The sequence below is a fragment of the Pseudomonas sp. HMSC066A08 genome (assembly GCF_001813025.1).
GTDB classification, from domain to species: domain Bacteria; phylum Pseudomonadota; class Gammaproteobacteria; order Pseudomonadales; family Pseudomonadaceae; genus Pseudomonas; species Pseudomonas aeruginosa.
The window spans coordinates 80798-107562 of the sequence record NZ_KV811280.1; the positions used below are offsets into that span (position 1 = coordinate 80798).

Annotated in this window: 28 protein-coding genes; 17 read left to right on the forward strand and 11 right to left on the reverse strand. The window is 65.4% G+C overall.

Annotated elements, in window-relative coordinates:
• Positions 1-142 precede the first annotated feature (142 nt).
• The 8 genes from mreB to tldD all read left to right on the forward strand — a co-directional run bounded on the left by mreB (position 143) and on the right by tldD (position 11120).
• A complete protein-coding gene (gene mreB / locus HMPREF2886_RS06035) occupies positions 143-1180 on the forward strand; it encodes a rod shape-determining protein MreB (protein WP_003094393.1) in 1038 nt (345 codons plus the stop codon).
• A gap of 31 nt (positions 1181-1211) precedes the next feature.
• The gene (gene mreC, locus HMPREF2886_RS06040) at positions 1212-2252 is read left to right on the forward strand and encodes a rod shape-determining protein MreC (protein ID WP_083318527.1); all 1041 of its coding nucleotides are present in this window, start codon (positions 1212-1214) and stop codon (positions 2250-2252) included.
• Positions 2252-2746 (forward strand): rod shape-determining protein MreD, encoded by a 495-nt coding sequence (gene mreD, locus HMPREF2886_RS06045; RefSeq protein ID WP_003094389.1) that lies wholly within the window; start codon positions 2252-2254, stop codon positions 2744-2746. The genes mreC and mreD overlap by 1 nt, the downstream gene beginning before the upstream one ends.
• A gap of 89 nt (positions 2747-2835) precedes the next feature.
• Entirely contained in the window at positions 2836-3441 is a 606-nt protein-coding gene (locus HMPREF2886_RS06050) for a Maf family protein (protein ID WP_003145924.1), read from the forward strand.
• A 33-nt stretch (positions 3442-3474) separates the two neighbouring features.
• Positions 3475-4932, forward strand: coding sequence for a ribonuclease G (rng, locus tag HMPREF2886_RS06055; RefSeq protein ID WP_003094386.1), 1458 nt, complete (start codon positions 3475-3477; stop codon positions 4930-4932).
• Positions 4933-4946: 14 nt separating this feature from the next.
• Positions 4947-8777, forward strand: a complete 3831-nt coding sequence (locus HMPREF2886_RS06060; RefSeq protein WP_070746994.1) for a YhdP family protein — start codon at positions 4947-4949, stop codon at positions 8775-8777.
• Between the two features lie 49 nt (positions 8778-8826).
• Positions 8827-9675 carry a carbon-nitrogen hydrolase family protein gene (locus HMPREF2886_RS06065; RefSeq protein WP_070746974.1) on the forward strand — a complete coding sequence of 283 codons (849 nt, stop codon included), beginning with the start codon at positions 8827-8829 and terminating at the stop codon, positions 9673-9675.
• A 2-nt stretch (positions 9676-9677) separates the two neighbouring features.
• Positions 9678-11120 carry a metalloprotease TldD gene (tldD, locus tag HMPREF2886_RS06070; protein ID WP_003098866.1) on the forward strand — a complete coding sequence of 481 codons (1443 nt, stop codon included), beginning with the start codon at positions 9678-9680 and terminating at the stop codon, positions 11118-11120.
• 30 nt (positions 11121-11150) lie between these two features.
• Here tldD and yjgA read toward each other — a convergent pair whose 3' ends face one another.
• On the reverse strand, positions 11151-11675 hold the full coding sequence (gene yjgA / locus HMPREF2886_RS06075) for a ribosome biogenesis factor YjgA (protein WP_033976414.1): 525 nt from the start codon (positions 11673-11675) through the stop codon (positions 11151-11153).
• Between the two features lie 98 nt (positions 11676-11773).
• Between yjgA and pmbA the strand changes: the two genes are divergently transcribed.
• The 6 genes from pmbA to HMPREF2886_RS06105 all read left to right on the forward strand — a co-directional run bounded on the left by pmbA (position 11774) and on the right by HMPREF2886_RS06105 (position 17087).
• Positions 11774-13123 carry a metalloprotease PmbA gene (gene pmbA / locus HMPREF2886_RS06080; RefSeq protein ID WP_033970523.1) on the forward strand — a complete coding sequence of 450 codons (1350 nt, stop codon included), beginning with the start codon at positions 11774-11776 and terminating at the stop codon, positions 13121-13123.
• A 147-nt stretch (positions 13124-13270) separates the two neighbouring features.
• Positions 13271-13666 (forward strand): hypothetical protein, encoded by a 396-nt coding sequence (locus HMPREF2886_RS06085; RefSeq protein ID WP_003094374.1) that lies wholly within the window; start codon positions 13271-13273, stop codon positions 13664-13666.
• Complete coding sequence (gene fumC, locus HMPREF2886_RS06090) at positions 13659-15035, forward strand: class II fumarate hydratase FumC (RefSeq protein WP_033970524.1); 1377 nt, start codon at positions 13659-13661, stop codon at positions 15033-15035. Before HMPREF2886_RS06085 ends, fumC begins: the two co-directional genes overlap by 8 nt.
• Before the next feature lie 27 nt (positions 15036-15062).
• Positions 15063-15512 carry a hypothetical protein gene (locus tag HMPREF2886_RS06095; protein ID WP_003094369.1) on the forward strand — a complete coding sequence of 150 codons (450 nt, stop codon included), beginning with the start codon at positions 15063-15065 and terminating at the stop codon, positions 15510-15512.
• A 12-nt stretch (positions 15513-15524) separates the two neighbouring features.
• Entirely contained in the window at positions 15525-16136 is a 612-nt protein-coding gene (locus HMPREF2886_RS06100) for a superoxide dismutase (RefSeq protein ID WP_033970525.1), read from the forward strand.
• Positions 16137-16154: 18 nt separating this feature from the next.
• The gene (locus HMPREF2886_RS06105; protein WP_003120918.1) at positions 16155-17087 is read left to right on the forward strand and encodes a ZIP family metal transporter; all 933 of its coding nucleotides are present in this window, start codon (positions 16155-16157) and stop codon (positions 17085-17087) included.
• Between the two features lie 96 nt (positions 17088-17183).
• Here HMPREF2886_RS06105 and HMPREF2886_RS06110 read toward each other — a convergent pair whose 3' ends face one another.
• The 10 genes from HMPREF2886_RS06110 to kdsD form a co-directional block, all read right to left on the reverse strand.
• Positions 17184-17456: an HPr family phosphocarrier protein gene (locus HMPREF2886_RS06110; protein WP_003094362.1), complete on the reverse strand. Its 273-nt coding sequence runs from the start codon at positions 17454-17456 to the stop codon at positions 17184-17186.
• A gap of 29 nt (positions 17457-17485) precedes the next feature.
• Positions 17486-18346: an RNase adapter RapZ gene (gene rapZ / locus HMPREF2886_RS06115; RefSeq protein ID WP_003094361.1), complete on the reverse strand. Its 861-nt coding sequence runs from the start codon at positions 18344-18346 to the stop codon at positions 17486-17488.
• A 1-nt stretch (position 18347) separates the two neighbouring features.
• Positions 18348-18812, reverse strand: coding sequence for a PTS IIA-like nitrogen regulatory protein PtsN (ptsN, locus tag HMPREF2886_RS06120; protein WP_003098853.1), 465 nt, complete (start codon positions 18810-18812; stop codon positions 18348-18350).
• Between the two features lie 13 nt (positions 18813-18825).
• Entirely contained in the window at positions 18826-19134 is a 309-nt protein-coding gene (gene hpf, locus HMPREF2886_RS06125; RefSeq protein ID WP_003094359.1) for a ribosome hibernation-promoting factor, HPF/YfiA family, read from the reverse strand.
• Between the two features lie 77 nt (positions 19135-19211).
• Positions 19212-20705, reverse strand: a complete 1494-nt coding sequence (locus HMPREF2886_RS06130; protein WP_033970527.1) for an RNA polymerase factor sigma-54 — start codon at positions 20703-20705, stop codon at positions 19212-19214.
• 225 nt (positions 20706-20930) lie between these two features.
• Positions 20931-21656: an LPS export ABC transporter ATP-binding protein gene (lptB, locus tag HMPREF2886_RS06135; RefSeq protein ID WP_003094355.1), complete on the reverse strand. Its 726-nt coding sequence runs from the start codon at positions 21654-21656 to the stop codon at positions 20931-20933.
• Positions 21656-22183 (reverse strand): lipopolysaccharide transport periplasmic protein LptA, encoded by a 528-nt coding sequence (gene lptA, locus HMPREF2886_RS06140; protein ID WP_003120916.1) that lies wholly within the window; start codon positions 22181-22183, stop codon positions 21656-21658. Before lptA ends, lptB begins: the two co-directional genes overlap by 1 nt.
• Entirely contained in the window at positions 22170-22742 is a 573-nt protein-coding gene (gene lptC, locus HMPREF2886_RS06145) for an LPS export ABC transporter periplasmic protein LptC (RefSeq protein WP_003094353.1), read from the reverse strand. Before lptC ends, lptA begins: the two co-directional genes overlap by 14 nt.
• Positions 22743-22750: 8 nt before the next feature.
• Positions 22751-23290 (reverse strand): KdsC family phosphatase, encoded by a 540-nt coding sequence (locus tag HMPREF2886_RS06150; protein ID WP_003094350.1) that lies wholly within the window; start codon positions 23288-23290, stop codon positions 22751-22753.
• Positions 23290-24270 carry an arabinose-5-phosphate isomerase KdsD gene (kdsD, locus tag HMPREF2886_RS06155; RefSeq protein ID WP_170868904.1) on the reverse strand — a complete coding sequence of 327 codons (981 nt, stop codon included), beginning with the start codon at positions 24268-24270 and terminating at the stop codon, positions 23290-23292. Before kdsD ends, HMPREF2886_RS06150 begins: the two co-directional genes overlap by 1 nt.
• 413 nt (positions 24271-24683) lie before the next feature.
• Between kdsD and HMPREF2886_RS06160 the strand changes: the two genes are divergently transcribed.
• Genes HMPREF2886_RS06160 through mlaD form a run of 3 tightly spaced genes read left to right on the forward strand, consistent with a single transcriptional unit; the run spans position 24684 to position 26764 of the window.
• Complete coding sequence (locus tag HMPREF2886_RS06160; RefSeq protein WP_003094343.1) at positions 24684-25493, forward strand: ATP-binding cassette domain-containing protein; 810 nt, start codon at positions 24684-24686, stop codon at positions 25491-25493.
• Positions 25493-26290 carry a lipid asymmetry maintenance ABC transporter permease subunit MlaE gene (mlaE, locus tag HMPREF2886_RS06165; RefSeq protein ID WP_003094341.1) on the forward strand — a complete coding sequence of 266 codons (798 nt, stop codon included), beginning with the start codon at positions 25493-25495 and terminating at the stop codon, positions 26288-26290. Before HMPREF2886_RS06160 ends, mlaE begins: the two co-directional genes overlap by 1 nt.
• Positions 26291-26764, forward strand: coding sequence for an outer membrane lipid asymmetry maintenance protein MlaD (mlaD, locus tag HMPREF2886_RS06170; RefSeq protein WP_003094339.1), 474 nt, complete (start codon positions 26291-26293; stop codon positions 26762-26764).
• Position 26765 lies beyond the last annotated feature (1 nt).

The following is a 26765-nucleotide window of genomic DNA, read 5'->3' on the forward strand; positions in this document are numbered from 1 at the left end:
CTGGACGGGCCTCGTGGGGCCGGGAAAAGCCTGCAATTTAGCATATTGCCCGCCTTGCCCAAAATCCCCGTCGTTGTTAGAGTTTGCCGCACTTTTTTACCCGCGTATTTTTCACCCACGCTTCGCCTAGGGTTTCTTTCCCATGTTCAAAAAATTGCGTGGCATGTTTTCCAGCGATCTGTCGATCGACCTGGGTACTGCCAATACCCTTATTTATGTGCGCGAGCGCGGCATCGTCCTGAACGAACCGTCCGTGGTCGCCATTCGCAGCCATGGCAGCCAGAAGAGCGTCGTCGCCGTGGGCACCGAGGCCAAGCGCATGCTCGGCCGTACCCCGGGCAACATCGCCGCCATCCGTCCGATGAAAGACGGCGTGATCGCGGATTTCAGCGTCTGCGAGAAGATGCTGCAGTACTTCATCAACAAGGTTCACGAGAACAGCTTCCTGCAGCCCAGCCCGCGCGTGCTGATCTGCGTACCGTGCAAGTCCACCCAGGTCGAGCGCCGGGCCATCCGCGAATCCGCCCTGGGCGCCGGTGCCCGCGAGGTGTTCCTGATCGAAGAGCCGATGGCTGCCGCCATCGGCGCCGGCCTGCCGGTCGAAGAGGCCCGCGGCTCGATGGTCGTAGACATCGGCGGCGGCACTACCGAGATCGCCCTGATTTCCCTCAACGGCGTGGTCTACGCCGAATCCGTCCGCGTCGGCGGCGACCGCTTCGACGAAGCCATCGTCACCTACGTGCGCCGCAACTACGGCAGCCTGATCGGCGAATCCACCGCCGAGCGCATCAAGCAGGAGATCGGCACCGCCTTCCCGGGCGGCGACGTTCGCGAAGTCGACGTCCGCGGCCGCAACCTGGCCGAAGGCGTACCGCGCAGCTTCACCCTGAACTCCAACGAGGTCCTCGAGGCCCTGCAGGAGTCCCTGGCGACCATCGTCCAGGCGGTCAAGAGCGCCCTCGAGCAGTCGCCGCCGGAGCTGGCCTCGGATATCGCCGAGCGCGGCCTGGTGTTGACCGGCGGTGGCGCGCTGCTGCGCGACCTGGACAAGCTGCTGGCACAGGAAACCGGCCTGCCGGTGATCGTCGCCGAGGAGCCGCTGACCTGTGTGGCTCGCGGCGGTGGCCGCGCGCTGGAGATGATGGACCGCCACTCCATGGACCTGCTCTCCACCGAGTAAGGTGGCGAGCATCGTCGCCTAGGAGCGGATCATCAAACCGCTATTCTCCAAAGGCCCGTCGCTGGGCGTTCGCCTGTTGGTGCTGGCCGTGCTGTCGGTCAGCCTGATGGTGGTGGACGCCCGGTTCGACTATCTGGAGCCCGTCCGCAGCAAGCTGGGGATGGTGCTCACGCCTTTCTACGGCCTGGCGGAAATGCCAGTACGCGCCTGGGAAGGCGTGCGCGACCAGTTCAGCAGCCGTAGCGAGCTGATCGCCGAGAACGAACGCCTCAAGGCCGAGTCCCTGCTGATGCAGCGCCGGGTGCAGAAGCTCGCCGCGCTCACCGAGCAGAACGTGCGCTTGCGCGAGCTGCTCAATTCCGCCGCGCTGGTCGACGACAAGGTACTGGTCAGCGAGCTGATCGGCGTCGACCCGAACCCCTTCACCCAACGCATCATGATCGACAAGGGCGAGAACGACGGTGTCTTCGTCGGCCAGCCGGTGCTCGATGCCAGCGGCCTGATGGGCCAGGTGGTCGAGGTGATGCCCTATACCGCGCGGGTCCTGCTGCTCACCGACACCACCCACAGTATCCCGGTGCAGGTCAATCGCAACGGCCTGCGCGCCATTGCCGTCGGCACCGGCAATCCCGAGCGCCTGGAGTTGCGCTACGTCGCCGACACCGCCGACATCAAGGAAGGCGACCTACTGGTCAGCTCCGGCCTGGGGCAACGCTTCCCCGCCGGCTATCCGGTGGCCACGGTCAAGGAAGTGATCCACGATTCCGGCCAGCCGTTCGCCGTGGTGCGCGCGGTGCCGACCGCGAAGATGAACCGTAGCCGCTACGTGCTGCTGGTGTTCAGCGACAGCCGCACCCCGGAACAGCGCGCCAACGACGCCGCCGAGGCCCAGGAGGAGGCGGACAAGAAAGCCGCCGCCGGCGCCCAGGCGCCCCAGCCTGCCGCGCAACCGGCCGCCGCGCCGTCGCCGGCCACCCCGGCAGCCCAGGGCGCTGCGCAGCAGCCCGCCGCCACGCCCGCGCCAACTCCCGGGCAGCCTGCCGCTCCGGCGGCCAACGGGGGGCGCCGCTGATGGCTCGCGCGACCCAGGGTTCGAACAATGTCTGGGTGATCTGGCTGAGCCTGCTGGTCGGGCTGGTACTGGCCGTAGCGCCGATGCCGACCTTCACCGAGATCGGCCGCCCGCTGTGGCTGGCGATGCTGCTGACCTACTGGGTGTTGCTGCTGCCCGAGCGCGTCGGGATGGTCACCGCCTGGCTGCTCGGCCTGGCCCAGGACGTGCTCTATGGCAACCTGCTCGGGCAGAACGCGCTGATCCTCGGCCTGATCACCTTCCTCGTGCTGTCCCTGCACCAGCGCCTGCGCATGTTCCCGGCCTGGCAGCAGTGCCTGGTGCTGGTGGTGGTCTACGGCCTGGCGCAGCTGCTCCAGCTCTGGCTCAACGCCCTGACCGGCAATCGCCCGCCGACCCTGACCTTCCTGCTCCCGGCCCTGGTCAGCGCGCTGCTCTGGCCCTGGGTGTACGCCCTGCTGCAGTTTGTCCGCCTGCGTCTCAACGTGAGGTAGGTCCGCTTCGCAGCTATGCTGCGGCGGATATCGTCATTCTTCGAAACGGGTGATCGGCGCATCGCCCGACGCGTTTCCCGGGAGCCTCCATGCCGTCGCTGTATCTCGCCTCCGCCTCGCCCCGTCGCCGTGAACTGCTGACCCAGATCGGCGTTCCGCTGTCCGTGCTCGCCACCGCTATCGACGAGTCCCCCTTGCCGAACGAAGCGCCCGCCGCCTACGTCGAGCGCCTGGCGCGCGGCAAGGCGGCCGCCGGGCTGGCTATGCTGGAAGGGCGCGGCGAGGACGGTTGTGTCCTGGGCGCGGATACCTCGGTGGTGATCGACGGGCGAATTCTCGGCAAGCCCGTGGACCAGGCCGATGGGCTGGCCATGCTGGCTGCACTGTCCGGGCGCGAACACCAGGTTCTCACCGCCGTGGCCCTGGCCGCCGCTGGCGGCGTCGAGGCGCGGGTGGTGGAGTGCCGGGTGCGCTTCCGCCAGGTCGCCCCGGAAGAAGCGCTGCGCTACTGGCAGAGCGGCGAGCCGGCGGACAAGGCGGGCGGATATGCGATCCAGGGCCTCGGGGCGATATTCGTCAGCCGCATCGAAGGCAGTTACAGTGCGGTGGTCGGGCTGCCTTTGTGTGAAACTGCGGAACTGTTGAGGGAATTCGGCATCCCTTGCTGGCAGCCCGTGGGTGGCAACCCGCCGTAACGCCTAACGCGCCGAAATAAGGACAGTGGACGCATGAGCGAAGAGATCCTGATCAATATCACGCCGATGGAGTCGCGCGTGGCGGTGGTGGAAAACGGCGTCCTGCAGGAAGTGCATGTCGAACGCACCCAGCGGCGCGGCATCGTCGGCAATATCTACAAGGGGCGGGTGGTACGGGTACTGCCGGGAATGCAGGCGGCGTTCGTCGACATCGGCCTGGAACGTGCCGCGTTCATCCATGCCGCCGAGATATCCAATCGCGAAGGCAGTGCCGTGGAAAGCATCAGTGCCCTGGTCCATGAGGGGCAGGCGCTGGTGGTGCAGGTGACCAAGGATCCGATCGGCACCAAGGGCGCACGGCTGACCACCCACCTGTCGATTCCTTCGCGCTATCTGGTGTACATGCCGCGCACCAGTCATGTCGGGATATCCCTGCGGATCGAGGACGAAGTCGAGCGCGAGCGCCTGAAGAAGGTGGTGGCCGACTGCGTGGCGGCGGAAGGCATCGAGGGGCAGGGCGGCTTCATCCTGCGCACCGCCGCGGAAGGTGCGGGCGAGGACGAGATTCTCGCCGACATCCGCTACCTTCGCCGGCTATGGGACCAGATCGCCGCGCAGATCCAGACCGTCGGCGCGCCTTCGGTGATCTACGAAGACCTGTCCCTGGCGATCCGCACCCTGCGCGACCTGGTGAACCCGCGGATCGAGAAGATCCGCATCGACTCGCGAGAGAACTTCCAGAAGATCACTTCCTTCGTCGAAGAATTGATGCCGGAGATTTCCGACCGCCTCGAACATTACCCGGGCGAGCGACCGATCTTCGATCTCTACGGCGTCGAGGACGAAATCCAGAAAGCCCTGGAGCGCAAGGTGCTGCTGAAGTCCGGCGGCTACCTGATCGTAGATCCGACCGAGGCGATGACCACCATCGACGTGAACACCGGCGCCTTCGTCGGCCATCGCAACCTCGAGGAAACCATCTTCAAGACCAACCTCGAGGCGGCCACCGCGATCGCCCGCCAGCTGCGCCTGCGCAACCTGGGCGGGATCATCATCATCGACTTCATCGACATGGAGGACGAGGAGCATCGCCGGCAGGTCCTGCGCACCCTGGAAAAGCAACTGGAGCGCGACCACGCGAAGACCAACATCATCGGCATCACCGAGTTGGGCCTGGTGCAGATGACCCGCAAGCGCACCCGCGAAAGCCTGGTGCAGATCCTCTGCGAGCCGTGCCCCTGCTGCCAGGGGCGCGGCATGCTGAAGACCGCCGAAACCACCTGCTACGAGATTTTCCGCGAGATCCTCCGCGAGGCGCGTGCCTACCAGGCCGACTCCTACCTGGTGCTGGCCAACCAGAAGGTGGTGGACCGGCTGCTCGACGAGGAGTCGGGTAACGTCGCCGATCTCGAGGCGTTCATCGGCCGCACCATCAAGTTCCAGGTCGAGGCGATGTACTCGCAGGAGCAATATGACGTGGTCCTGCTCTGAGGCGTATGGCTGAAATGGCGGATGTGGGAAGCCTCGGAACGCGACTGCTACGGATCGTCCTGGGTCTGTGCGCCCTGGTACTGGTGCTGCTGGCGCTTTACGTCAGCCTTGGCCGGCAACTGGTGCCGCTGGTGGCCGAATACCGCCAGCAGCTGGAGGACGAAGCTGGCAAGCAGCTCGGCATACCGGTGCGGATTGCCGAGCTGACGGGCTCCTGGCGCGGCTTCGAGCCTCTGGTGGTGGCGCGCGACATCCAGGTCGGCGACGGCGAACAGAGTCTGCGCCTGGCGCGGGTGCGGCTGGCGCCGGACCTGCTCGGCAGCCTGCTGGCGCGCCAGGTGCGGATCGGCAGCCTGGAGCTGGAGGGCCTCAGGCTGACCCTGCGCGAAGGCGAGGATGGCCAGTGGAGCCTGGATGGCCTGCCGCACAGCGACAAGCCCAGCGATCCCCGGAAACTCCTGCAATTCCTGCTGCAGACCCAACGCATCTCGCTGCTGGACAGCCAACTGGAGGTGGCGCCGCGGGGAAGCGCAGCGCTGTCGCTCAGGGCGGTCGGCGCGACCCTGCGCAGTTCATCGGTCGGTGGGCAGAGTCTCGATGCCCGCCTGCAACTGCCGGATGGCCAACCCCTGGCGCTGCACGCCGAAGGGCGGATCGACAGCGGGGACTGGCTGCGCAGCAGCGCCAGGTTCTATCTCAGCCTGCCGCAGAGCGACTGGGCGCAATGGTTGCCGGCCGGTCTGACCCGGGAATGGAAGATCGTCCGGGCCAAGGCCGGCGGCGACTTCTGGTTCGACTGGCGCGACGGCAAGGCGCAACGGCTGGTGGCACGGCTGCTGGCGCCGCAGTTGAAGGCGTCGTATGCCGCGCGCAAGCCGGTGGAAATCAACGACCTGGGCATGAACCTGTTCTTCGATCGCGAAGCGCAGGGCTGGAAGGTTCGGGTCGGCGACCTGGCGGCGAATTTCGGCGAGCAGCGCTGGGGCGAGGTGGAGTTGCTGTTGCGTCGCGACCAGCAGAACAACGAGCCACACTGGAAGCTGCAGGCCGACCGCGTCGACCTGACGCCCCTGGTGCCGGCGATAGAAGCGCTGGCGCCGCTGCCGGACGTGGCGGCGGAGTGGGTGGCGGGCCTGAAGCCGAAGGGCATCCTGCACAACCTGAACGCCGATTTCTGGCCGCAGCGGGAGGTGCCCGAGCGGGTCAACTACGCGACCAACCTGGAAAAGGTCGGTATCTCGGCGTTCCATGAGGTCCCGGCAGTGGAAAATGTCAGCGGCACCTTGACCGGCACCCTGGCCGGAGGCCAGCTCGACGCGTCGGCGCAGGATTTCATGCTGCACCTGGCCAAGGTGTTTCCCGAGCCGTGGCGCTACCGCGAGGCCCGCACGCGGATGTTCTGGAGCCTGGACGACCGCGCCTTCACCCTCGGCAGCCACCTGATGCGGGTCGAGGGCGAAGAGGGCAGCCTGGCCGGCGACATGCTGATCCGCCTGATGCGCGATCCCGGCGCTGAAGACTACATGGACCTCCAGGTCGGCCTCAGCGACGGCGACGCTCGCTTCACCGCCAAGTACCTGCCGACCCAGTTGCCGGGAATGAACAAAAGCCTGGCGAACTGGCTGAAGACGGCGATCCGCGGTGGCCATGTCGAGCAGGGCTATTTCCAGTGGCAGGGCTCGCTGAACCGAGGCGCGGCGGCCGAAGCCCATGTGATGAACCTCTACTTCAAGGTCCGCGACGGCGAGCTGGCCTACCAGCCCGGCTGGCCCGCCTTGAGCAAAACGGTCGGCGAGGTGTTCGTCGAGGATTCCGGAGTCCGCGTGCTGGCCTCCAGCGGGAATCTGCTGAATTCCCGGGTCAGCGACGTCAAGGTCGACATTCCCCTCGGCCGTCCGGGACAGACGCCGCACCTGTATGTGGATGGGGCCGTCGACAGTAACCTGAAGGACGGCATCAAGCTGCTCCAGGAAGCGCCGATCCCGACCCGCAAGATCTTCGCCGGCTGGGAGGGCGATGGGCCCTTGCAGGGCCACCTGAAGCTGGATATTCCGCTGGACCACGACGAGGCCGGCAAGACCGGGGTGGTCGTGGATTTCTCCACCGTGGGCGCGACCCTGAAGATGCCCAGTCCGAAGCTGGATATGAGCGAAGTGAAGGGCGACTTCCGTTTCGACCTGGCCAAGGGCCTGAGCGCCCCGGCGGTGCAGGCCCGGGTGCTGGGCAGCGAGGTACGCGGGCGGATCGTCGCCGAGGGGCGCGGCGATGCGCGCACGCGCTTGCTGCTCAACGGCCAGGTGGCGGTCAAGTCGCTGAGCGACTGGCTCGGCGCTGGCCAGCGTCCGTTGCCGGTCTCGGGACGCCTGCCGTTCCAGCTCAACCTGCTGCTGGATGGCAAGGACAGCCAGTTGCAGATCGATTCGGATCTCAAGGGCGCCGTCGTCGACCTGCCGGCGCCGTTCGGCAAGACGGCCGCCCAGGCGCGGCCGACCCAATGGCGGATGACCCTGGATGGCGCCGAACGGCGTTACTGGGCGCGTTACGACGGTCTCGCCAGCCTGGCCTATGCGGCCCCGGCGGACAAGCCGCTGAACGGACGCGGCGCCCTGCGCCTGGGCGGTGACCCGGCGTTGCTGCCCTCGGCACAGGGGCTGCGGGTGCGCGGGCGTCTGGCGGAACTGGACTGGGACGCCTGGCAGGCCACCCTGAAGCGCTACGGCAACGGCGACCAGGCCGCCAATAGCGCTGCGGGTCTGCTGCGCGGCGCCGACCTGCGGATCGACAGCTTCAAGGGCTTCGGCCAGGAGCTGAAGAACCTGACCGTCGACCTGGCCCGCCAGGAGCGGGCCTGGCAACTGGTGCTGGTCAGCGACCTCGCATCGGGGCGCCTGGTCCTGCCGGATGCCAGGGGCGCGCCGATCGTGGTCGATCTGGACCGCCTGAACCTGCCGAAGTCGACCCTTCCCGACGAGAACAAGGTGGAGGATTCGGACCCGCTGGCCGCCGTCGATCCGCGCAGCCTGCCGGCGGTAGACGTGAAGATCGGCCAGGTCGCCCTCGGCGGCCAGCCGCTGGGCGCCTGGAGCCTGAAGGTACGGCCGGGCAGCAACGGCGTGGCGTTCAACGACCTGGACCTCGACCTGCGTGGCCTGCACGTCAACGGCAGCCTGCGCTGGGACGGCAGTCCGGGCAATACCCGCAGCACCTATCAGGGCCGGATCGAGGGCAAGAACCTGGCGGATGTGCTCAAGGCCTGGAATTTTGCGCCGAGCGCCACCAGCGAACGTTTCCGCATGGATATCAACGGCCAGTGGCCGGGATCGCCGGCCTACATGGCCCTGAAGCGCTTCAGCGGCAGCATGGATGCATCGCTGCGCAAGGGGCAGTTCGTCGAGGTCGAAGGCAGCGCCCAGGCGCTGCGAGTGTTTGGCCTGCTCAATTTCAATGCGATCAACCGCCGGCTGCGCCTGGATTTCTCGGACATCCTCGGCAAGGGACTGAGCTATGACCGGGTGAAGGGGGTTCTCTCCGCCACCGACGGCGTCTACGTCACCCGCGAGCCGCTGAAGCTGGAAGGGCCGTCGAGCAACCTGGAGTTGAACGGTACCCTGGACCTGGCTCACGATCGGATCGACGCCAAGCTGCTGGTGACCTTGCCATTGACCAACAACCTGACCCTGGCGGCACTGATAGTCGGCGGTCCGGCGGTCGGCGGCGCGGTCTTCGTCGTCGACAAGCTGCTCGGCGACCGGGTCTCGCGCTTCGCCAGCGTGCAATACAGCGTCAAGGGCCCCTGGCAGGATCCGAAGATCAGCTTCGACAAGCCATTCGAGAAGCCCCGCTGAGCGGCGCCCGGTGCCGCGACGCGGCGCTTTCGTCCGCGAGGAGGAAACCATGTCCATCGCCGTGATCCAGATGGTCAGCCAGGACGACGTGACGGCCAACCTGGCCGCCGCCCGTCGCCTGCTGGAACAGGCCGCCGAGGGCGGGGCGCGGCTCGCCGTGCTGCCGGAAAACTTCGCCGCCATGGGCCGGCGCGACCTGGCCGAGCTGGGGCGCGCCGAGGCGCGGGGGAACGGGCCTATCCTGCCGTGGTTGAATTCCGCCGCTTGCGACCTCAGGTTGTGGATAGTCGCCGGAACGCTGCCGCTGCCGCCGGAGGGGCAACCCGAGGCGAAGGCGAATGCCTGTTCGCTGCTGATCGACGAGCATGGAGAACGGGTTGCCCGTTACGACAAGCTGCACCTGTTCGATGTGGACGTAGCCGATGCGCGGGGCCGCTATCGTGAATCCGACGACTATGCTTTCGGTCAGAAGATCGTGGTGGCGGATACGCCGGTCGGTCGCCTCGGCCTGACGGTCTGCTACGACCTGCGTTTTCCGGAACTCTATACCGCGCTGCGCGAGGCCGGCGCAGAGCTGATCACGGCGCCGTCGGCGTTCACCGCGGTGACCGGCGCGGCGCACTGGCAGGTGCTGGTCCGCGCCCGCGCCATCGAGACCCAGTGCTACCTGCTGGCGGCCGGACAGGGTGGCGTTCACCCACGGGGCCGGGAGACGTTCGGCCATTCGGCCATCGTCGATCCCTGGGGCCGGATCCTGGCCGAGCGGCCGCAGGGCGAAGCGGTGCTGCTGGCGGCGCGCGACGCCGCAGAACAGGCGGATATCCGCCGGCGCATGCCGGTGGTGGCGCACAGACGATTTTTCCCGCCGGCCGAACCGCGGCCGGCGCGTACGGAGTGAATATGAGCGAGTTGTTGTCATCCGTCAGCCAGCAATTGCTGGCCCCCGGTGGTCTGGAGTTGGACAGCCTGCCCGGCATTCTTCATGAACTGAACGGCCCGGGTATCGATGCCGCCGACCTGTATTTCCAGAGCCAGGTCTCCGAGTCGTGGATGCTCGAGGACGGCATCGTCAAGGAAGGCAGCTTCAATCTCGACCAGGGTGTCGGGGTACGTGCACAGTCGGGCGAGAAGACCGGCTTCGCCTATAGCAATGCGATCACCGCCGAGGCGTTGAAACAGGCCGCGGTGGCGGCCCGTTCGATTTCCCGTGCGGGACAGAACGGCAGCGTGCAGGCGTTCAAGGCCGTGGTGCCGGCTCGCCTGTACGCCGGCGAGAACCCGCTGGACGTGCTCAGCCGCGCCGAGAAGGTCGAGTTGCTGAAGCAGATCGATGCCGCTACCCGCGCGCTCGATCCCCGCATTCAGCAGGTCACGGTGAGCATGGCCGGCGTCTGGGAGCAGATCCTGGTAGCGGCCAGCGACGGTTCGCTGGCCGCCGACATTCGTCCGCTGGTGCGTTTCAACGTCAGCGTGATCGTCGAACAGAACGGCCGACGCGAACGCGGCGGCCACGGCGGCGGCGGTCGCACCGACTATCGCTATTTCCTCCAGGAGGATCGCGCCATGGGCTACGCCCGCGAGGCCCTGCGCCAGGCGCTGGTCAACCTCGAGGCGATTCCCGCGCCGGCCGGCACCCTGCCGGTGGTGATGGGTGCGGGTTGGTCCGGGGTCCTGCTCCACGAAGCGGTCGGCCACGGCCTGGAGGGCGACTTCAACCGCAAGGGCAGCTCCGCCTACAGCGGCCGGGTTGGCGAAAAGGTCGCCTCGAGCCTGTGCACCATCGTCGACGACGGCACCCTGGCCGGGCGTCGCGGCTCGCTGAGCGTGGATGACGAAGGCACGCCGAGCAACTGCAACGTGCTGATCGAGAACGGCGTGCTCAAGGGCTACATGCAGGACAAGCTCAACGCCCGCCTGATGGGCGTGGCGCGCACCGGTAACGGCCGCCGCGAGTCCTACGCGCACCTGCCGATGCCACGCATGACCAACACCTACATGCTGGCCGGCGAGAGCGATCCGCAGGAAATCATCGCCTCGGTGGAGAAGGGTATCTACTGCGCCAACCTCGGCGGTGGCCAGGTCGATATCACCAGCGGCAAGTTCGTGTTCTCCACCAGCGAGGCCTACCTGATCGAGAACGGCAGGATCACCACCCCGGTGAAAGGCGCCACCCTGATCGGCAACGGTCCGGAAGCGATGAGCCGGGTGTCCATGGTCGGTAACGACCTGGCCCTGGACAGTGGCGTGGGAACCTGCGGGAAGGACGGTCAGTCGGTGCCGGTCGGCGTCGGCCAGCCGACCCTGAAGATCGATGCGATCACCGTCGGCGGCACCGGCGCCTGAGGCATGGCCCGGGCGCCGGCGCGGCGAAACCTAGCGCAGGCCGCGCCTGGTTTCGTCCAGTTCGCGGATGTACTTGAACACTTTGCGTGCGGCGGCCGGCGGTTTGTTGTGCGCGGCCTCGTGCTGGGCGTGGCGGACCAGGCCGCGCAGGTGCTGGCGGTCGCACTCGGGGAACTCTCCGACGAAGGTGTCGAGCGCTGCGTCGCCGCCGGCGATCAACTGGTCGCGCCAGCGTTCGAGGGCATGGAAACGTTCGTTGTACTGGCGGGTGGAGGAGTCCACCTGGTCGATGAGGGCGACGATGGCGTCTACGTCCTGGTCGCGCATCAGTTTGCCGATGTACTGGATATGCCGTTTGCGGGCAATGTGCGCCTTGTGCTTGGGCGCCTCGAGCAGCGCCTTGCGCAGCGGGTCGGTGAGCGGCAGGCGCTCCAGCAACTGCGGTTGCAGGGTGGTCAGGCGCTCGCCGAGGTCCTGCAGGGCATGCAGCTCGCGTTTGATCTGCGACTTGCTCTTCTCTTCGAATTGCGAGTCGTCGTCGTGAAATTCAGCCATGGTGGTGGTCCAGTGGAAAACGCCGCCATGATAACGAGTCAGGGGCCGCTTGTCCGGCCCGGCCGCGTGGGCGGCCACGTCAACAGGAGAGTCAACAGATGAGTCTACATGCCGCGGCAGTCGGTCCCTCCGTGCTTCCGGACCTTCGCGAGCAGGTCGAGCAGATCATCGCCGAGGCCCGCCGCCAGGGCGCCAGTGCCTGCGAAGTGGCGGTGTCGCTGGAGCAGGGCCTGTCCACCAGCGTGCGCCAGGGCGAGGTGGAAACCGTCGAGTTCAACCGTGACCAAGGTTTCGGCATCACCCTCTACGCAGGCCAGCGCAAGGGCTCGGCGAGCACCTCGGCGACCGGCGAGGCGGCCATCCGCGAGACGGTGGCGGCGGCATTGGCGATCGCCCGCCATACCTCCGAGGACGACTGCGCCGGGCTCGCCGATGCCGCGTTGATGGCCCGCGAGTTGCCCGAGCTGGACCTCTATCATCCATGGAGCCTGAGTCCCGAGCAGGCCGTGGAACGTGCCCTGGCTTGCGAGGCAGCGGCGTTCGCCGCCGACAAGCGGGTGACCAAGGCCGACGGCACCACCCTGAATACCCACCAAGGCTGCCGGGTATACGGTAACAGCCACGGTTTCATCGGTGGCTACGCCAGCACCCGGCACAGCCTCAGCTGCGTGATGATCGCCGAGGGCGAAGGACAGATGCAGCGTGACTATTGGTATGACGTCAACCGCCGTGGCGAGGCCTTGGCCAGCGCCGAGTCGATCGGCCGGCGCGCCGCCGAGCGCGCCGCCAGCCGACTGGGCGCGCGGCCGGTGCAGACCGCCGAAGTGCCGGTGCTGTTCGCTCCGGAAATCGCTGTTGGCCTGTTCGGCCATTTCCTCGGGGCGATCTCAGGCGGCAGCCTGTATCGCAAGTCATCCTTCCTCGAAGGCGCGCTGGGCCAGCGCCTGTTTCCCGAGTGGCTGAGCATCGACGAGCGGCCGCACCTGGTCGGCGCGCTCGGCAGCGCCAGCTTCGATAGCGACGGCCTGGCGACCTACGCCAAGCCATTCGTCGAGAACGGCGAACTGGTGTCCTATGTCCTGGGCACCTATTCCGGGCGCAAGCTCGGCCTGCCGAGCACGGCCAACGCCGGCGGCGTGCATAACCTGTTCGTCAGCCATGGCGACGAGGACCAGGCCGCTCTCATACGCCGGATGGGGCGTGGCCTGCTGGTCACCGAGTTGATGGGGCAGGGCGTCAACCTGGTGACCGGCGATTATTCCCGCGGCGCCGCCGGCTACTGGGTCGAGAACGGCGAGATCCAGTTCCCGGTCCAGGAAGTCACCATCGCCGCCAACCTGCGCGACCTGTTCCGCCGTATCGTCGCGGTCGGCAAGGACATCGAACGGCGCGGCAACCTGCATACCGGTTCTGTACTGGTCGAGTCGATGATGGTAGCCGGGCGCTGAGGCCGGGTTTCCCACTGTAGAACGCCAGCGCTCGTCGCTGGCGTTTTCGTTTCCGCCTGTTCGATTGTCCGCCTCTATGGGGACCATGCTTGTCTTTTGCCAAGAAGAAAACAATAATCAATCTCATTATCGTCTGGTGAGGTTGCCATGTCCTTCGAGGCGCACGACCCGCAAGCATTGGATCACTGGTACTGGCTGGGCACGCAGATCCGCTGCGCGCTCGATCCCGACGAACCGCGCCTGCTCGACCAGTACCTCGGCGAGGCGCGCTATCTCGCCGGTTGGGAAGGTGTGGCCGCCTGGCCGCTGTTCGAGAAAGCCTACAACCTCCTGCTCGATACCGGTCGCGATCCGATATTGCCCTGGCACTGGCGCAGCCTCTGCCTCGACTACGCCTACCGGCCCCTCTGCGAACTTCAGCGATTGACCACCAACGGCAGCCAGCGGCGCCGGCTGCGCCAGCTCTCCGTACGAATGGCCAGGCAGGACCTGGCGCCGTCGATGAGCTTCGATCACCCGCAACAAGGAAACCAAGATGACTGACACCCGCATCGAACGCGACAGCATGGGCGAACTGGCGGTCCCGGCGACCGCCCTCTACGGCGCCCAGACCCAGCGCGCGGTGAACAACTTCCCGGTCAGCGGCCAGCGCATGCCCCAGGCCTTCGTCCGCGCCCTGCTGCTGGCCAAGGCCGCGGCGGCGCGGGCGAACGTCTCCCTGCAGCAACTGGATGCACCGATGGGCGAGGCGATCGCCGAGACCTGCCTGCAACTGCTGCAGGAGGATTTCATGCAGCATTTCCCGGTGGATGTGTTCCAGACCGGCTCCGGCACCAGTTCCAACATGAACGCCAACGAAGTGGTGGCGACCCTGGCCAGTCGTCGCCTGGGCGGCAAGGTCAATCCGAACGACCATGTGAACTGCGGGCAGAGCAGCAACGACATCATTCCCTCGACCATCCACATCAGTGCCGCCCTCGAGATCAGCGAACGCCTTCTGCCGGCGCTGCGCCACCTGGAGCAGACCATCCAGCGCAAGGCCGGCGAAGTGCATGCCTATGTGAAGACCGGCCGCACCCACCTGATGGATGCGATGCCGGTACGCATGAGCCAGGTGCTCGGTGGCTGGGCGCAGCAGGTGCGACAGGCCGGCGCGCACATCGAGAGCGTACTTCCTGCCTTGCAGCAATTGGCACAGGGCGGCACCGCGGTGGGCACCGGGGTCAACGCCCATCCGCGGTTCGCCGAGCGTTTCAGCCAGGAGCTGAACGACCTGACCGGGTTGGCGTTCCGCCCCGGCGACGACTTCTTCGCCCTGATCGGTTCGCAGGACACCGCGGTCGCTGCGTCCGGCCAGTTGAAAACCCTGGCCGTGACCCTGATGAAGCTGGCCAACGACCTGCGCTGGATGAACTCCGGGCCGCTTGCCGGGCTCGGCGAGATCGAGCTGGAAGCGCTGCAACCAGGCTCCTCGATCATGCCCGGCAAGGTCAACCCGGTGATCCCGGAGGCCACCGCGATGGTCGCCGCCCAGGTGATCGGCAATGACGCCGCCATTGCCGTCGCCGGCCAATCGGGCAACTTCGAACTGAACGTGATGCTGCCGCTGGTGGCGGACAACCTGTTGCACAGTATCCAGTTGCTGGCCAACGTCAGCCGGCTGCTGGCGGACAAGGCCATCGCCAGCTTCAAGGTCAACCAGGGCAAGCTCAGCGAGGCGTTGGCGCGCAACCCGATCCTGGTCACTGCGCTGAACCCGATCATCGGCTACCAGAAGGCTGCGGAAATCGCCAAGCAGGCCTATCGCGAGGGACGGCCGATCATCGATGTGGCGCTGGAAAACACCGATCTGGACCGTGCGCGCCTGGAGGTGTTGCTGGATCCGGAAAAACTCACGGCTGGTGGCCTCTGAGGCTGCCCCACCACTGGAGGTACGGCCATGCGTCATTGGCAACGAACGATCGAACAGGGCAACCGCTGTTTCGTCACCGGCGCATTGATCGATGCGCGTGAGCACTACCTCCATGCCCTGGCCCTGGCCCAGGTGCTGCTGGAACGCTGGGGCGACGCCGACGAGGCGGTGATGGCGTTCGTCATTTCCCATCACAACCTGGCCGACTTGCACCTGCAACTGGAGCAACCGGAGGAGACCGCCGAATACCTCTGCGCCTGCCACGAGCGCCTGTTGCGGGTCAGCGCCGATCAGAAGCTGCCGTTGGCCCTGCGCCAGGCGGCCCAGCATCACAGCCGGCGCACCTATGTCGAATTGCTGTCGTTCATCGGCGAACACGGTGCCTATCCGCGTACCGAGCGCCTGCTCAAGGGACCGCCGAACGCGGAGGTCCGACCCGAGTTCCTTGCTCCGCCCCCCTCACTTCGCTATCACTGACGGAGAGTTTCCATGCCCCACGCCTTGCCGCCCTTGCCCTACGCCTACGATGCCCTGGAACCGCACATCGATGCGCTGACCATGGAGATCCACCACAGCAAGCACCACCAGACCTACGTGAACAACCTGAACGCCGCGCTGGAAGGCACGCCCTATGCCGAGCAGCCGGTGGAAAGCCTGTTGCGGCAACTGGCTGGTCTGCCGGAGAAGCTGCGCACCCCGGTTGTCAACAATGGCGGTGGGCATGCCAACCACTCGCTGTTCTGGACCGTGATGTCGCCCCAGGGCGGTGGCCGTCCCGATGGCGACCTGGGGCGGGCCATCGATGAGCAGCTCGGGGGCTTCGAGGCGTTCAAGGATGCGTTCACCAAGGCTGCGCTGACCCGCTTCGGCAGCGGCTGGGCCTGGCTCAGCGTGACTCCCCGGGGCAGCTTGCTGGTGGAGAGCAGCGGCAACCAGGACAGCCCGCTGATGAACGGCAATACGCCGATCCTCGGCCTGGACGTATGGGAGCACGCCTATTACCTGAAGTACCAGAACCGCCGCCCGGAATACATCGGCGCTTTCTACAACGTGATCGACTGGCGGGAGGTCGCGCGTCGCTATGCGCAAGCCCTGGCCTGATGTTACCCGCGATGCGAGATGGCTGGCCGGCAGCCTGGCGGTGCAGCGATGAAGGCGTTGCTCCATGGCATCGCCGAAGGTAACGGGCGGACGCTGCGCAACCTGCTGGGCCTGCTGATCTTCATCGGCGGCGGCTACCTGCTCGGCCGCCACGCGCTGTTGCTGGCCGAGCTCAACCTGCCGGCGCCCATCGTGCTGGCGTTGAAAGGCGGCCTGCTCTGCGCCTTCGGTACCGCTCTCGGGGCGATGCCGGTGCTGGTGGTGAAGACCATGCCGGCGCGCCTGTCGGATGCGCTGCTAGGCTTCGGTGCCGGCGTGATGCTTTCGGCGACGGCCTTCTCGTTGATCATGCCGGCGCTATCCGCGGCCGGCGACCTCGGCTACTCGAAGTTCGGCGCGGGGTTCCTGGTCAGCTTCGGCCTGGCGGTCGGCGTGATGGGGCTGTTCATCCTCGGCCGGCTGATGCCGGACGTCCATCCCGGTTGCGAGGGCGCGCCACTGTCCGGTGGCATTCCCCCGCGCATCCTGTTGTTCGTCACGGCCATCGTCCTGCACAACATCCCCGAAGGCATGGCGGTTGGCGTATCGGCCGGTGCCGGCCTGGACGAGGCCAACGGCCTCGCCCTGGGCATCGCTCTGCAGGATGTGCCGGAAGGGCTGGTGGTGGCGCTGGTGCTGGCCGGAGTCGGTATGTCGCGTTTCAAGGCGATGCTGGTCGGTGCCGCGTCGGGCCTGGTCGAGCCGCTGTTCGCGGTGCTCTGCGCCTGGCTGGTCGGCCTCTCCGCGCTGCTCCTGCCCTGGGGGCTGGCCGCCGCGGCGGGAGCGATGCTCTTCGTGGTCACCCACGAGATCATTCCCGAGTCCCACCGCCAGGGACATGCCGCCGAGGCTACGCTGGGCCTGGTGTTCGGCTTCTGCCTGATGATGGTGCTGGATACCGCGCTGGGCTAGGGAACTCATCCGAACCGCGCTGAATTGACGCCGGCCGCAATCGCCGGAAAAGAAAAGCCGCCAGTTGGCGGCTTTTTCGTTGTCGCTGGGAAGAGCCTACTCGCCCTCGTCGAACCTGTTGTTGATCAGTTCGACCAGCGCGTTCAACGCCTCGTCTTCCTGTTCGCCTTCGGTATGCAGGTGCAGGTTGGTGCCCTTGCCGGCAGCCAGCATCATCACGGCCATGATGCTCTTGCCGTCGACGCAGCTTTCAGGATTGCGGCCGACCCGGACCTGGCAGGGGTAGCGCCCCGCGACGCCGACGAACTTGGCCGCCGCGCGGGCGTGCAGACCGAGCTTGTTGATGATGGTGATCTCGAGGGCGGGCATCTTGGGGAGTCTGTCCTTCTTGTTATGGGCTAGCTGCTGAGATCGCGGTGGCGAATCTGCACGTTCTTCAGGGAATCCCTGAGTGCAGCGCCAATCCGCTCGGCGAGGTAGACCGAACGATGGTGCCCGCCGGTACAGCCTATCGCAACTGTTACATATGAGCGGTTACTGGCGGCGAAGCGCGGCAGCCATTTGTTCAGGTAGCCGACGATGTCCTGGTACATTTCCTCGACGTCCGGCTGGGCGGCCAGATACTCGCGGACTTCCGGCTCCAGCCCCGAATGATCGCGCAACTCGGGCTTCCAGTAGGGGTTCGGCAGGCAGCGCACATCGAACACCAGGTCGGCGTCGACTGGCATACCGCGCTTGAAACCAAAGGATTCGACGAGGAACGCGGTGCCCGGTTCCGGCTTGTTCAACAGGCGCAGTTTGATGGTGTCGCGCAGTTGATAGAGGTTGAGGCTGGTGGTGTCCAGCTTCAGGTCGGCGAGGTCGGCGATCGGTCCGAGCAATTGGCTCTCGTCGCCAATCGCCTCCGCCAGCGAACGGGTGTCGGTGGTCAGCGGGTGGCGCCGGCGGGTTTCCGAGAACCGTTTGAGCAGCGTCTCGTCGTCGGCGTCGAGATACAGCACATCGCAGTTGATGTGGTTGTCCCGCACTTCCTGCAACAGTTCGGGGAAGCGCTGCAACTGGCTGGGCAGGTTGCGGGCGTCGATCGACACCGCCACCTGTGGCTGCAGTAGCTCCGTGTGCAACAGGGCGCGCTGCGCCAGGTCGGGAAGCAGGCTGGCGGGAAGGTTGTCGATGCAATAGAAGCCGTTGTCTTCGAGGACGTTCAGGGCGGTGCTCTTGCCCGAGCCCGAGCGGCCACTGACGATGATCAGGCGCATGTCATTGCCCGTTCTGTACGTCTACCACGATCTGATAAAGCGCTTCGGCAGTGGGAGCGCTGCGCAGGCGGTCGCGTACGTCGGCACGGTCGAGCATGGCGGCGATCTGCCGGAGCAGTTCGAGATGTTCTTCGGTAGCGGCCTCCGGTACCAGCAGGACGAAGAGCAGGTCGACCGGCGCGCCGTCCAGCGCGTCGAAGTCCACGGGGGCATCCAGGTGCAGCACGGCGCTGATGGGGCTCTGGCAGCCAGACAGGCGGCAATGCGGAATGGCGATGCCATTGCCGAAGCCGGTGGAACCGAGTTTTTCCCGGGCCACCAGGTTTTCGAAGATGGTCTGGGCGTCGAACTCCGGCAGCTCCCTGGCTACCAGGTTGGCGATTTGTTCGAGTACGCGTTTCTTGCTGCCGCCCGGCACGTTCACGAGGGAACGGCCGGGGGTCAGGATTTGCTCAAGTCGGATCATAGGGGAGGGGAGATCAGCGGGCGCCTACGCCTTGCTGCCGTTCGAGATACTTCTCTTTGTGTTTGATCAGTTGACGGTCGAGTTTGTCGATCAGCAGGTCGATGGCCGCGTACATGTCCTCATGTTCCGCATTGGCTACGATCTCGCCACCGGCGATGCGCAGGGTGGCTTCGATCTTCTGCTTCAGTTTCTCGACCTCCATGATCACCTGAACATTGGTGATCTTGTCGAAATGGCGCTCCAGACGGCTCAGTTTTTCGCCGACATAGTCGCGCAGGGCGTCGGTCACATCCAGTTGATGGCCACTGATGTTGACTTGCATACCGCGTTCTCCTTGTTGCCCGTGTGTAAGTGGCAGGTTAGCAACCTGCCTCCGGAACACCTTGGCGTGGATCAACGTCACACCAGTCGCTTGCGCTCGCTCGAAGGGGCTATGCCCAGGGATTCGCGGTATTTGGCGACGGTGCGGCGAGCCACTTGAATGCCCTGTGCCTCCAGTAAACCAGCGATCTTGCTGTCGCTCAATGGCTTTTTCGCATTTTCCGCGGCCACCAGTTTCTTGATGATCGCGCGGATTGCGGTGGACGAGCATTCCCCGCCTTCGGCGGTGCTGACGTGACTTGAAAAGAAATATTTCAGCTCGAAAATGCCGCGCGGCGTATGCATGTATTTCTGCGTGGTGACCCGCGAAATGGTCGATTCGTGCATGCCCACCGCTTCGGCGATGTCGTGCAGGACCAGCGGCTTCATGGCTTCTTCGCCGTAGTCGAGGAAACCGCGCTGGTGCTCGACGATCTGGGTGGCGACCTTCATCAGCGTTTCGTTGCGGCTCTGCAGGCTCTTGATGAACCAGCGGGCTTCCTGCAACTGGTTGCGCATGAAGGTATTGTCGGCGCTGCTGTCGGCGCGGCGGACCATGCCGGCGTAGGTGGCGTTGACGCGCAGGCGCGGCATCGCCTCCTGGTTCAGCTCGACCAGCCAGCGCTCGTTGTCCTTGCGCACGATGACGTCGGGGACGATGTATTCGGCTTCGCTCGATTCGATCTGCGAACCGGGCCGGGGATGCAGGCACTGGATCAGCTCGATGACCTGGCGCAGTTCCTCTTCCTTGAGCTTCATGCGCCGCATCAATTGGCTGTAGTCGCGGCCGCCGAGCAGGTCGAGGTAGTCGGATACCAGGCGCAGCGCTTCGTTCAGCCAGGGCGTGGTGGACGGCAACTGGCGCAGTTGCAGCAGCAGGCACTCGCGCAGGTTGCGAGCGCCGATGCCGGCGGGTTCCAGTTGCTGGATGCGGCGCAGCACGACTTCCACTTCGTCGAGCTCGACGTCCAGTTCCGGATCGATGGCGGCGAGGATTTCTTCGAGGGACTCTTCGAGATAGCCATCGTTGTTGATGCTATCGATGATGGTCACCGCGATCATCCGGTCGGTGTCCGACATCGGTGCCAGGTTGACCTGCCAGAGCAGGTGGCTGTGCAGGCTCTCGCCGCTGCTGGTGCGCGCGGTGAAGTCCCATTCGTCATCGTCGTTGCTGGGCAGGCTGCTGGCGCTGGTCTGGTAGATGTCTTCCCAGGCGGTATCCACCGGCAACTCGCTGGGAATGCGTTCGCTCCACTGGTCGTCGTCGAGGCTTTCGACGCTGGGCGTGGCGCTTTCCTGGAGGGGGCTCTCCTGGGGCGCGCTGGCCGCCTGTTCGGCGCCATCGGCGAGGGGGTCGCTATTATCGAAGTCGTCGCCGTCTTCCTGGCGTTCGAGCATGGGGTTGGATTCCAGCGCTTCCTGGATTTCCTGCTGGAGGTCCAGGGTGGATAGCTGGAGGAGGCGTATGGCCTGTTGCAGCTGCGGCGTCATCGTCAGCTGCTGGCCCATCTTGAGGACTAGCGATGGTTTCATGGCTGAGGGCTTAGTACCTTATTCGCTGGTACCGGATGGCACCATCCACTACTACGGGTGCCGAGGTGGCGGCACCGCCAGGAAGCAAATTATATGCCTGAATTTTCGTACTTTGCCTAGGGTTGCTCTGAATAAATCATCCGCTCCAGGCGGCACTCGCGGTTGCGAAACCGCGGGCGAGCGGAACCGCTCCGGCGGGGCCGGAGGGCGCGCTAGGAGATTTCTTCAGAGGCGGAACTCGTGCCCCAGGTAGACTTCCTTGACCAGGTCGTTGGCGAGGATGCTCTCGGCATCCCCCTCCGCGATCAACTGCCCATCATTGACGATATACGCCGTTTCACAGATGTCCAGGGTCTCGCGGACGTTGTGGTCGGTGATGAGGATGCCGATACCCTTCGCCTTGAGGTGATGGATGATCTGCTTGATGTCGCCGACCGAGATCGGGTCCACGCCGGCGAAGGGCTCGTCGAGGAGGATGAATTTCGGCGCGCTGGCCAGGGCGCGGGCGATTTCCACCCGGCGTCGTTCGCCGCCGGACAGGCTCATGCCGAGGTTGTCGCGGATGTGGTGGATGTGGAACTCCTGCAGCAGGCCTTCCAGGGCTTCCTTGCGGCCGTTGCGATCGAGGTCGCTGCGGGTCTCGAGGATCGCCATGATGTTGTCGGATACCGACAACTTGCGGAAGATCGAGGCTTCCTGCGGCAGGTAGCCGATGCCGGCCCGGGCGCGCCCGTGCATCGGCAGGTGGGTGACGTTCTGCTCGTCGATGCGGACCACGCCCTGGTCGGCCTGGACCAGGCCGACGATCATGTAGAAGCAGGTGGTCTTGCCGGCACCGTTCGGACCGAGCAGGCCGACGATCTGCCCGCTATCGATGGACATGCTGACGTCGCGGACGACTTGCCGGCCTTTATAGCTTTTGGCCAGGTGCTGGGCTTTGAGCGTTGCCATTACTGGGCCTTTTTCTTCGGCTGGATGACCATGTCGATGCGCGGGCGCGGGCTGGTCACCTGGGAGCCGGTGGCACGACCCGCGTTGACGATCTGGCGCTGGGTGTCGTAGACGATCTTCTCGCCTTCGAAGGTGTTGCCTTCCTGGATCACCTTGGCCTGGTCGATCAGCACGACCCGGTTCTGCGTGACGAAGTACTGGATGGTCAGGCCATAGGCCTTGGTCACGTCCTTGTCCGGAGCGGGTTTCTGCTCGTAGTAGGCAGGCTTGCCGACCGAGGTCACGACCTCGATGTCGCCGTTCTTGTCCTGCTTCAGGGTCACGGTGTTGCCGGTCAGCTTGGTGCTGCCCTGGGTCACCACGACGTCGCCGCGGTAGACCGCGACGCCCTGCTTGTCGTCCAGTTCGGCGCTATCGGCCTGGACGCGGATCGGTTGTTCGCGGTCCGAAGGCAGGGCCAAGGCCATGGAGCTGCCAAGGGCGGCAGTCAGACCGAAAATAAGGGGGAGGGTATTAACGAACCTCATGCTGACCTCTTACGTTGGACAGCAGGTGCATCCGGCTGTCTTTCAGATACGCTTTCATTCCAACAGCCGTCGTCACTCCATTGGCCGCGTCGATTTTAACGGCTTGCTCGGTCTGTGCATAATTCTTGTCGGGGAATACGGTCAGCCGAGTGGTGGTCAGGATGCTTGGTTGGCCCTTGGCATCGGTACGTGCGACGCGCACGTCGTCGATGAGTTCGACCTCCTTGCCTTTCGGTCCGACTTCGGCGCGGGCGCTCTGGATGTGCCAGGGTTGCACGTTGCCACGGAAGAGCAGCAGGTCGGGGGTGGTGACGAAAGTGATGTCCGTGGCTTTCTGGTGCTCCAGCTTCACCGCGGTCATCTCGTAGTCGAGGCTGCCGTCCTCCTGGTACTGGAGGCTATGGGCATTCTCGGCATAGTAGTCGATGGTATTGTCCTGGCCGGGGCGGGTCGGCTGTTCGTTGAACAGCTCGAGCCCGACGTTCCAGTAGTAGCCCGCGACGATCAGCAACAGGGCGATCAGGGCGAGCAGCAGTTTCTGGCGTAGTGTCTTCGGCATGGTCGGCTCTACAGATAGGCGCCCTGGGCGGCTTCGAGCGTACCCTGGGCGCGCATGATCAGTTCGCAGAACTCGCGGGCGGCGCCTTCGCCGCCGCGGGCCGCGGTGACGCCATGGGCATGCTGGCGCACGAACGGGTCGGCACTGGCTACCGCCATGCCCAGGCCGACGCGGCGGATCACCGGCAGATCGGGCAGGTCGTCGCCAAGGTAGGCGACTTGCTCATAGCCTAGTCCGAGTTCGCCGAGAAGTTCGTCGAGGACGGCGAGCTTGTCTTCCCGGCCCTGATAGAGATGCTGGATGCCCAGGTTGCGCGCGCGTCGTTCGACCACCGGAGTGTCGCGGCCGGTGATGATGGCGGTGCGCACGCCGGAGGCGATGAGCATCTTGATGCCATGTCCGTCCAGGGTGTTGAAGGTCTTGAACTCGCTGCCGTCGACGAGGAAATACAGCTTGCCGTCGGTCAGCACGCCGTCGACGTCGAAGATCGCCAGGCGTATCCGGCGGGCCCGGACCGGGAGTTCCGCGGCCGAATGGGTATCGCTCATTACATCACTCCTGCGCGCAACAGGTCGTGCATGTTCAGGGCGCCGACCGGACGATCGTCCGCGTCGACCACCACCAGTGCGCCGATCTTGTTGTCTTCCATGATCTTCAGGGCTTCCGCGGCGAGGATCTCGGCGCGGACGGTCTTGCCGTGGACGGTCATCACCTGGTCGATGGTGACCTGGCGGACGTCGATGCCCCGATCCAGGGCGCGACGCAGGTCGCCATCGGTGAAAATGCCGGCAAGCTTGCCGTGTTCGTCGAGCACTACGGTCATGCCCAGGCCCTTGCGGGTCATCTCCATCAGCGCGCCGGTCAGCGAGGTGCCGAGCAGCACCTGCGGCAGCCCTTCGCCGATGTGCATGACGTCTTCCACCTTCAGCAGCAGTCGGCGGCCCAGCGCACCGCCCGGGTGCGAGAAGGCGAAGTCTTCCGCGGTAAAGCCACGGGCTTCGAGCAGGGCGATCGCCAGGGCGTCGCCGAGGACCAGGGTTACGGTGGTGGAGGAGGTCGGGGCCAGGTTCAGTGGACAGGCTTCCTGGCCGACACTGGCGTCCAGGTTCACTTCCGCAGCCTTGGCCAGGGGCGACTCGGGGTTGCCGGTCATGCTGATCAGGGTGATGCCCAGGCGCTTGATCAGAGGCAACAGGGTGACGATTTCGGCAGTCGAGCCGGAGTTGGACAGGGCGAGGACCACGTCGTCCTTGGTGATCATGCCCATGTCGCCGTGGCTGGCCTCGGCCGGATGCACGAAGAAGGAGGGGGTGCCGGTGCTGGCCAGGGTAGCGGCGATCTTCTTGCCGATGTGACCGGACTTGCCCATGCCGACGACGACGACCCGGCCCTTGCCGGCCAGCAGCAGTTCGCAGGCCTTGACGAAATCGTCGCCAATCCGCGCCAACAGGCTGTCTACCGCGTCGCGCTCGAGGCCGATGGTGCGCTGGGCGGAATGGATGAAATCGAGGTTCTGGCTCATGTTCAACGAATGTGGCGCCTGGATTAAAGGCGGGATTATAACGGGAAAGCGTGCCCCGCTTACACCAGCCATGCTGTGAAGTCGGTCCGCATCCCCCGCGGCGCAATGTTGTATGGACTGCAATGCTCTGTTACGCCGCCGTTATCTGCACTCCGCGCTATGACTGCATAAATGTCGATATATTCGACATCGGCGCGATTTTTTTCTGTCCGCGGTGAACCTGAAGTGTGCGATATGTCCTAAAGGGCTGAGAGAACGCTCCGAACAAGCTGAATCCAAGCTGAACGGCACGGTGCCAGGCCTTGGGCCAGAACCCGCCGCAGTGCTATAGTCCGCGCCCATTCGGCCCCTCCGGGATGCGTGCCTCGGCAACGGGGCAAGGCGTCCAGCATGGACGGGCCGCATCGCAAGGAGTCCTGATGAGCACCGATAGTGCCTACGCGGTCGAGTTGAAGGGCCTGACCTTCAAGCGCGGATCGCGGGCGATTTTCGACAACATCGATGTGCGTATCCCGCGCGGGAAGGTGACCGGCATCATGGGCCCGTCCGGTTGCGGCAAGACCACGCTGCTGCGGCTGATCGCCTCCCAGTTGCGTCCATCGAAGGGGGAGGTCTGGGTCAACGGGCAGAACCTGCCGCAGCTTTCGCGCGGCGACCTGTTCGACATGCGCAAGCAGTTCGGCGTGCTGTTCCAGAGCGGGGCGCTGTTCACCGATCTCGACGTCTTCGAAAACGTCGCGTTTCCGCTGCGCGTGCATACCCAGCTGCCGGAAGAGATGATCCGCGACATCGTCCTGATGAAGCTTCAGGCCGTCGGCCTGCGGGGCGCCGTGGAACTGATGCCGGACGAGCTTTCCGGCGGCATGAAGCGCCGCGTCGCCCTGGCCCGGGCGATCGCCCTGGACCCGCAGATCCTGCTCTACGACGAGCCGTTCGTGGGGCAGGACCCGATCGCCATGGGCGTCCTGGTGCGCCTGATCCGCCTGCTCAACGATGCCCTCGGCATCACCAGCATCGTGGTTTCCCACGACCTGGCCGAGACCGCCAGTATCGCCGACTACATCTATATCGTCGGCGACGGCCGGGTACTTGGCCATGGGACGCCGGATGTCCTCAAGGAAACCGACGATCCTCGTATCCGCCAGTTCGTCAAGGGAATCCCGGATGGCCCCGTTCCGTTCCATTATCCGGCCCGCGACTACCGGGCCGACCTGCTGGGAGAGCGCTGATGCGTAGAGTCTCTCCCCTCGAGCGTATCCGCCTGTTCGGCCGCGCCGGCCTGGACGTGGTCGCCGCGCTCGGCCGCTCGACCCTGTTCCTCGGCCATGCCCTGCTCGGCCGGCGCACTCCAGGCACCGGTTTGCACCTGCTGGTGAAGCAACTCTATTCGGTAGGCGTGCTGTCGCTGGCGATCATCGTCGTCTCGGGCCTGTTCATTGGCATGGTGCTGGCCCTGCAGGGCTACAACATCCTGATTTCCTATGGTTCCGAGCAGGCGGTCGGGCAGATGGTGGCCCTGACCCTGCTGCGTGAACTGGGGCCGGTGGTGACCGGCCTGCTGTTCGCCGGCCGCGCCGGCTCTGCGCTTACCGCGGAAATCGGCAACATGAAGGCCACCGAACAGCTTTCCAGCCTGGAAATGATCGGTGTCGACCCGCTCAAGTACATCGTCGCGCCGCGCCTGTGGGCCGGTTTCATCTCCATGCCGTTGCTCGCCGCGATCTTCAGCGTGGTCGGCATCTGGGGCGGGGCGATGGTCGCGGTCGACTGGCTGGGCGTATACGAGGGGTCGTTCTGGGCGAACATGCAGAACAGCGTGCAGTTCACCGAGGATGTGCTCAACGGCGTGATCAAAAGTATCGTATTCGCCTTCGTGGTGACCTGGATCGCGGTCTACCAAGGCTACGACTGCGAGCCGACCTCGGAAGGAATCAGCCGGGCGACGACTCGGACCGTGGTCTATGCCTCCCTGGCGGTGCTGGGGCTCGACTTCATTCTGACTGCTTTGATGTTTGGAGATTTCTGAATGCAAACCCGCACCCTGGAAATCGGTGTCGGCCTGTTCCTCCTGGCCGGCCTCCTGGCCCTGTTGCTGCTGGCCCTGCGGGTCAGCGGCCTGAGCGTGGGCAACGCCGGCGACACCTACAAGGTCTACGCCTACTTCGACAACATCGCCGGTGTTACCGTGCGCGGCAAGGTCACCCTGGCCGGCGTGACGATCGGCAAGGTGACGGCGGTCGACCTGGATCGCGACAGCTACACTGGTCGCGTGACCATGGAGATCAACCAGAACGTGAACAACCTGCCGGTCGATTCCACGGCGTCGATCCTGACCGCCGGCCTGCTGGGCGAGAAATACATCGGCATCAGCGTCGGTGGCGACGAGGATGTTCTGAAGGATGGCAGCACCATCCACGACACCCAGTCGGCGCTGGTGCTGGAAGACCTGATCGGCAAGTTCCTGCTGAACTCGGTTAACAAAGACGAAGCCAAAAAGTGAG

Excerpts from the sequence above, each read along its gene's own strand:
- mreB (WP_003094393.1), top strand. The coding sequence starts at position 143 with ATGTTCAAAAAATTGCGTGGCATGTTTTCCAGCGATCTGTCGATCGAC.
- mreD (WP_003094389.1), top strand. The coding sequence starts at position 2,252 with ATGGCTCGCGCGACCCAGGGTTCGAACAATGTCTGGGTGATCTGGCTG.
- HMPREF2886_RS06050 (WP_003145924.1), top strand. The coding sequence starts at position 2,836 with ATGCCGTCGCTGTATCTCGCCTCCGCCTCGCCCCGTCGCCGTGAACTG.
- rng (WP_003094386.1), top strand. The coding sequence starts at position 3,475 with ATGAGCGAAGAGATCCTGATCAATATCACGCCGATGGAGTCGCGCGTG.
- HMPREF2886_RS06060 (WP_070746994.1), top strand. The coding sequence starts at position 4,947 with ATGGCGGATGTGGGAAGCCTCGGAACGCGACTGCTACGGATCGTCCTG.
- HMPREF2886_RS06065 (WP_070746974.1), top strand. The coding sequence starts at position 8,827 with ATGTCCATCGCCGTGATCCAGATGGTCAGCCAGGACGACGTGACGGCC.
- tldD (WP_003098866.1), top strand. The coding sequence starts at position 9,678 with ATGAGCGAGTTGTTGTCATCCGTCAGCCAGCAATTGCTGGCCCCCGGT.
- yjgA (WP_033976414.1), bottom strand. The coding sequence starts at position 11,675 with ATGGCTGAATTTCACGACGACGACTCGCAATTCGAAGAGAAGAGCAAG.
- pmbA (WP_033970523.1), top strand. The coding sequence starts at position 11,774 with ATGAGTCTACATGCCGCGGCAGTCGGTCCCTCCGTGCTTCCGGACCTT.
- HMPREF2886_RS06085 (WP_003094374.1), top strand. The coding sequence starts at position 13,271 with ATGTCCTTCGAGGCGCACGACCCGCAAGCATTGGATCACTGGTACTGG.
- fumC (WP_033970524.1), top strand. The coding sequence starts at position 13,659 with ATGACTGACACCCGCATCGAACGCGACAGCATGGGCGAACTGGCGGTC.
- HMPREF2886_RS06095 (WP_003094369.1), top strand. The coding sequence starts at position 15,063 with ATGCGTCATTGGCAACGAACGATCGAACAGGGCAACCGCTGTTTCGTC.
- HMPREF2886_RS06100 (WP_033970525.1), top strand. The coding sequence starts at position 15,525 with ATGCCCCACGCCTTGCCGCCCTTGCCCTACGCCTACGATGCCCTGGAA.
- HMPREF2886_RS06105 (WP_003120918.1), top strand. The coding sequence starts at position 16,155 with ATGGCTGGCCGGCAGCCTGGCGGTGCAGCGATGAAGGCGTTGCTCCAT.
- HMPREF2886_RS06110 (WP_003094362.1), bottom strand. The coding sequence starts at position 17,456 with ATGCCCGCCCTCGAGATCACCATCATCAACAAGCTCGGTCTGCACGCC.
- rapZ (WP_003094361.1), bottom strand. The coding sequence starts at position 18,346 with ATGCGCCTGATCATCGTCAGTGGCCGCTCGGGCTCGGGCAAGAGCACC.
- ptsN (WP_003098853.1), bottom strand. The coding sequence starts at position 18,812 with ATGATCCGACTTGAGCAAATCCTGACCCCCGGCCGTTCCCTCGTGAAC.
- hpf (WP_003094359.1), bottom strand. The coding sequence starts at position 19,134 with ATGCAAGTCAACATCAGTGGCCATCAACTGGATGTGACCGACGCCCTG.
- HMPREF2886_RS06130 (WP_033970527.1), bottom strand. The coding sequence starts at position 20,705 with ATGAAACCATCGCTAGTCCTCAAGATGGGCCAGCAGCTGACGATGACG.
- lptB (WP_003094355.1), bottom strand. The coding sequence starts at position 21,656 with ATGGCAACGCTCAAAGCCCAGCACCTGGCCAAAAGCTATAAAGGCCGG.
- lptA (WP_003120916.1), bottom strand. The coding sequence starts at position 22,183 with ATGAGGTTCGTTAATACCCTCCCCCTTATTTTCGGTCTGACTGCCGCC.
- lptC (WP_003094353.1), bottom strand. The coding sequence starts at position 22,742 with ATGCCGAAGACACTACGCCAGAAACTGCTGCTCGCCCTGATCGCCCTG.
- HMPREF2886_RS06150 (WP_003094350.1), bottom strand. The coding sequence starts at position 23,290 with ATGAGCGATACCCATTCGGCCGCGGAACTCCCGGTCCGGGCCCGCCGG.
- HMPREF2886_RS06160 (WP_003094343.1), top strand. The coding sequence starts at position 24,684 with ATGAGCACCGATAGTGCCTACGCGGTCGAGTTGAAGGGCCTGACCTTC.
- mlaE (WP_003094341.1), top strand. The coding sequence starts at position 25,493 with ATGCGTAGAGTCTCTCCCCTCGAGCGTATCCGCCTGTTCGGCCGCGCC.
- mlaD (WP_003094339.1), top strand. The coding sequence starts at position 26,291 with ATGCAAACCCGCACCCTGGAAATCGGTGTCGGCCTGTTCCTCCTGGCC.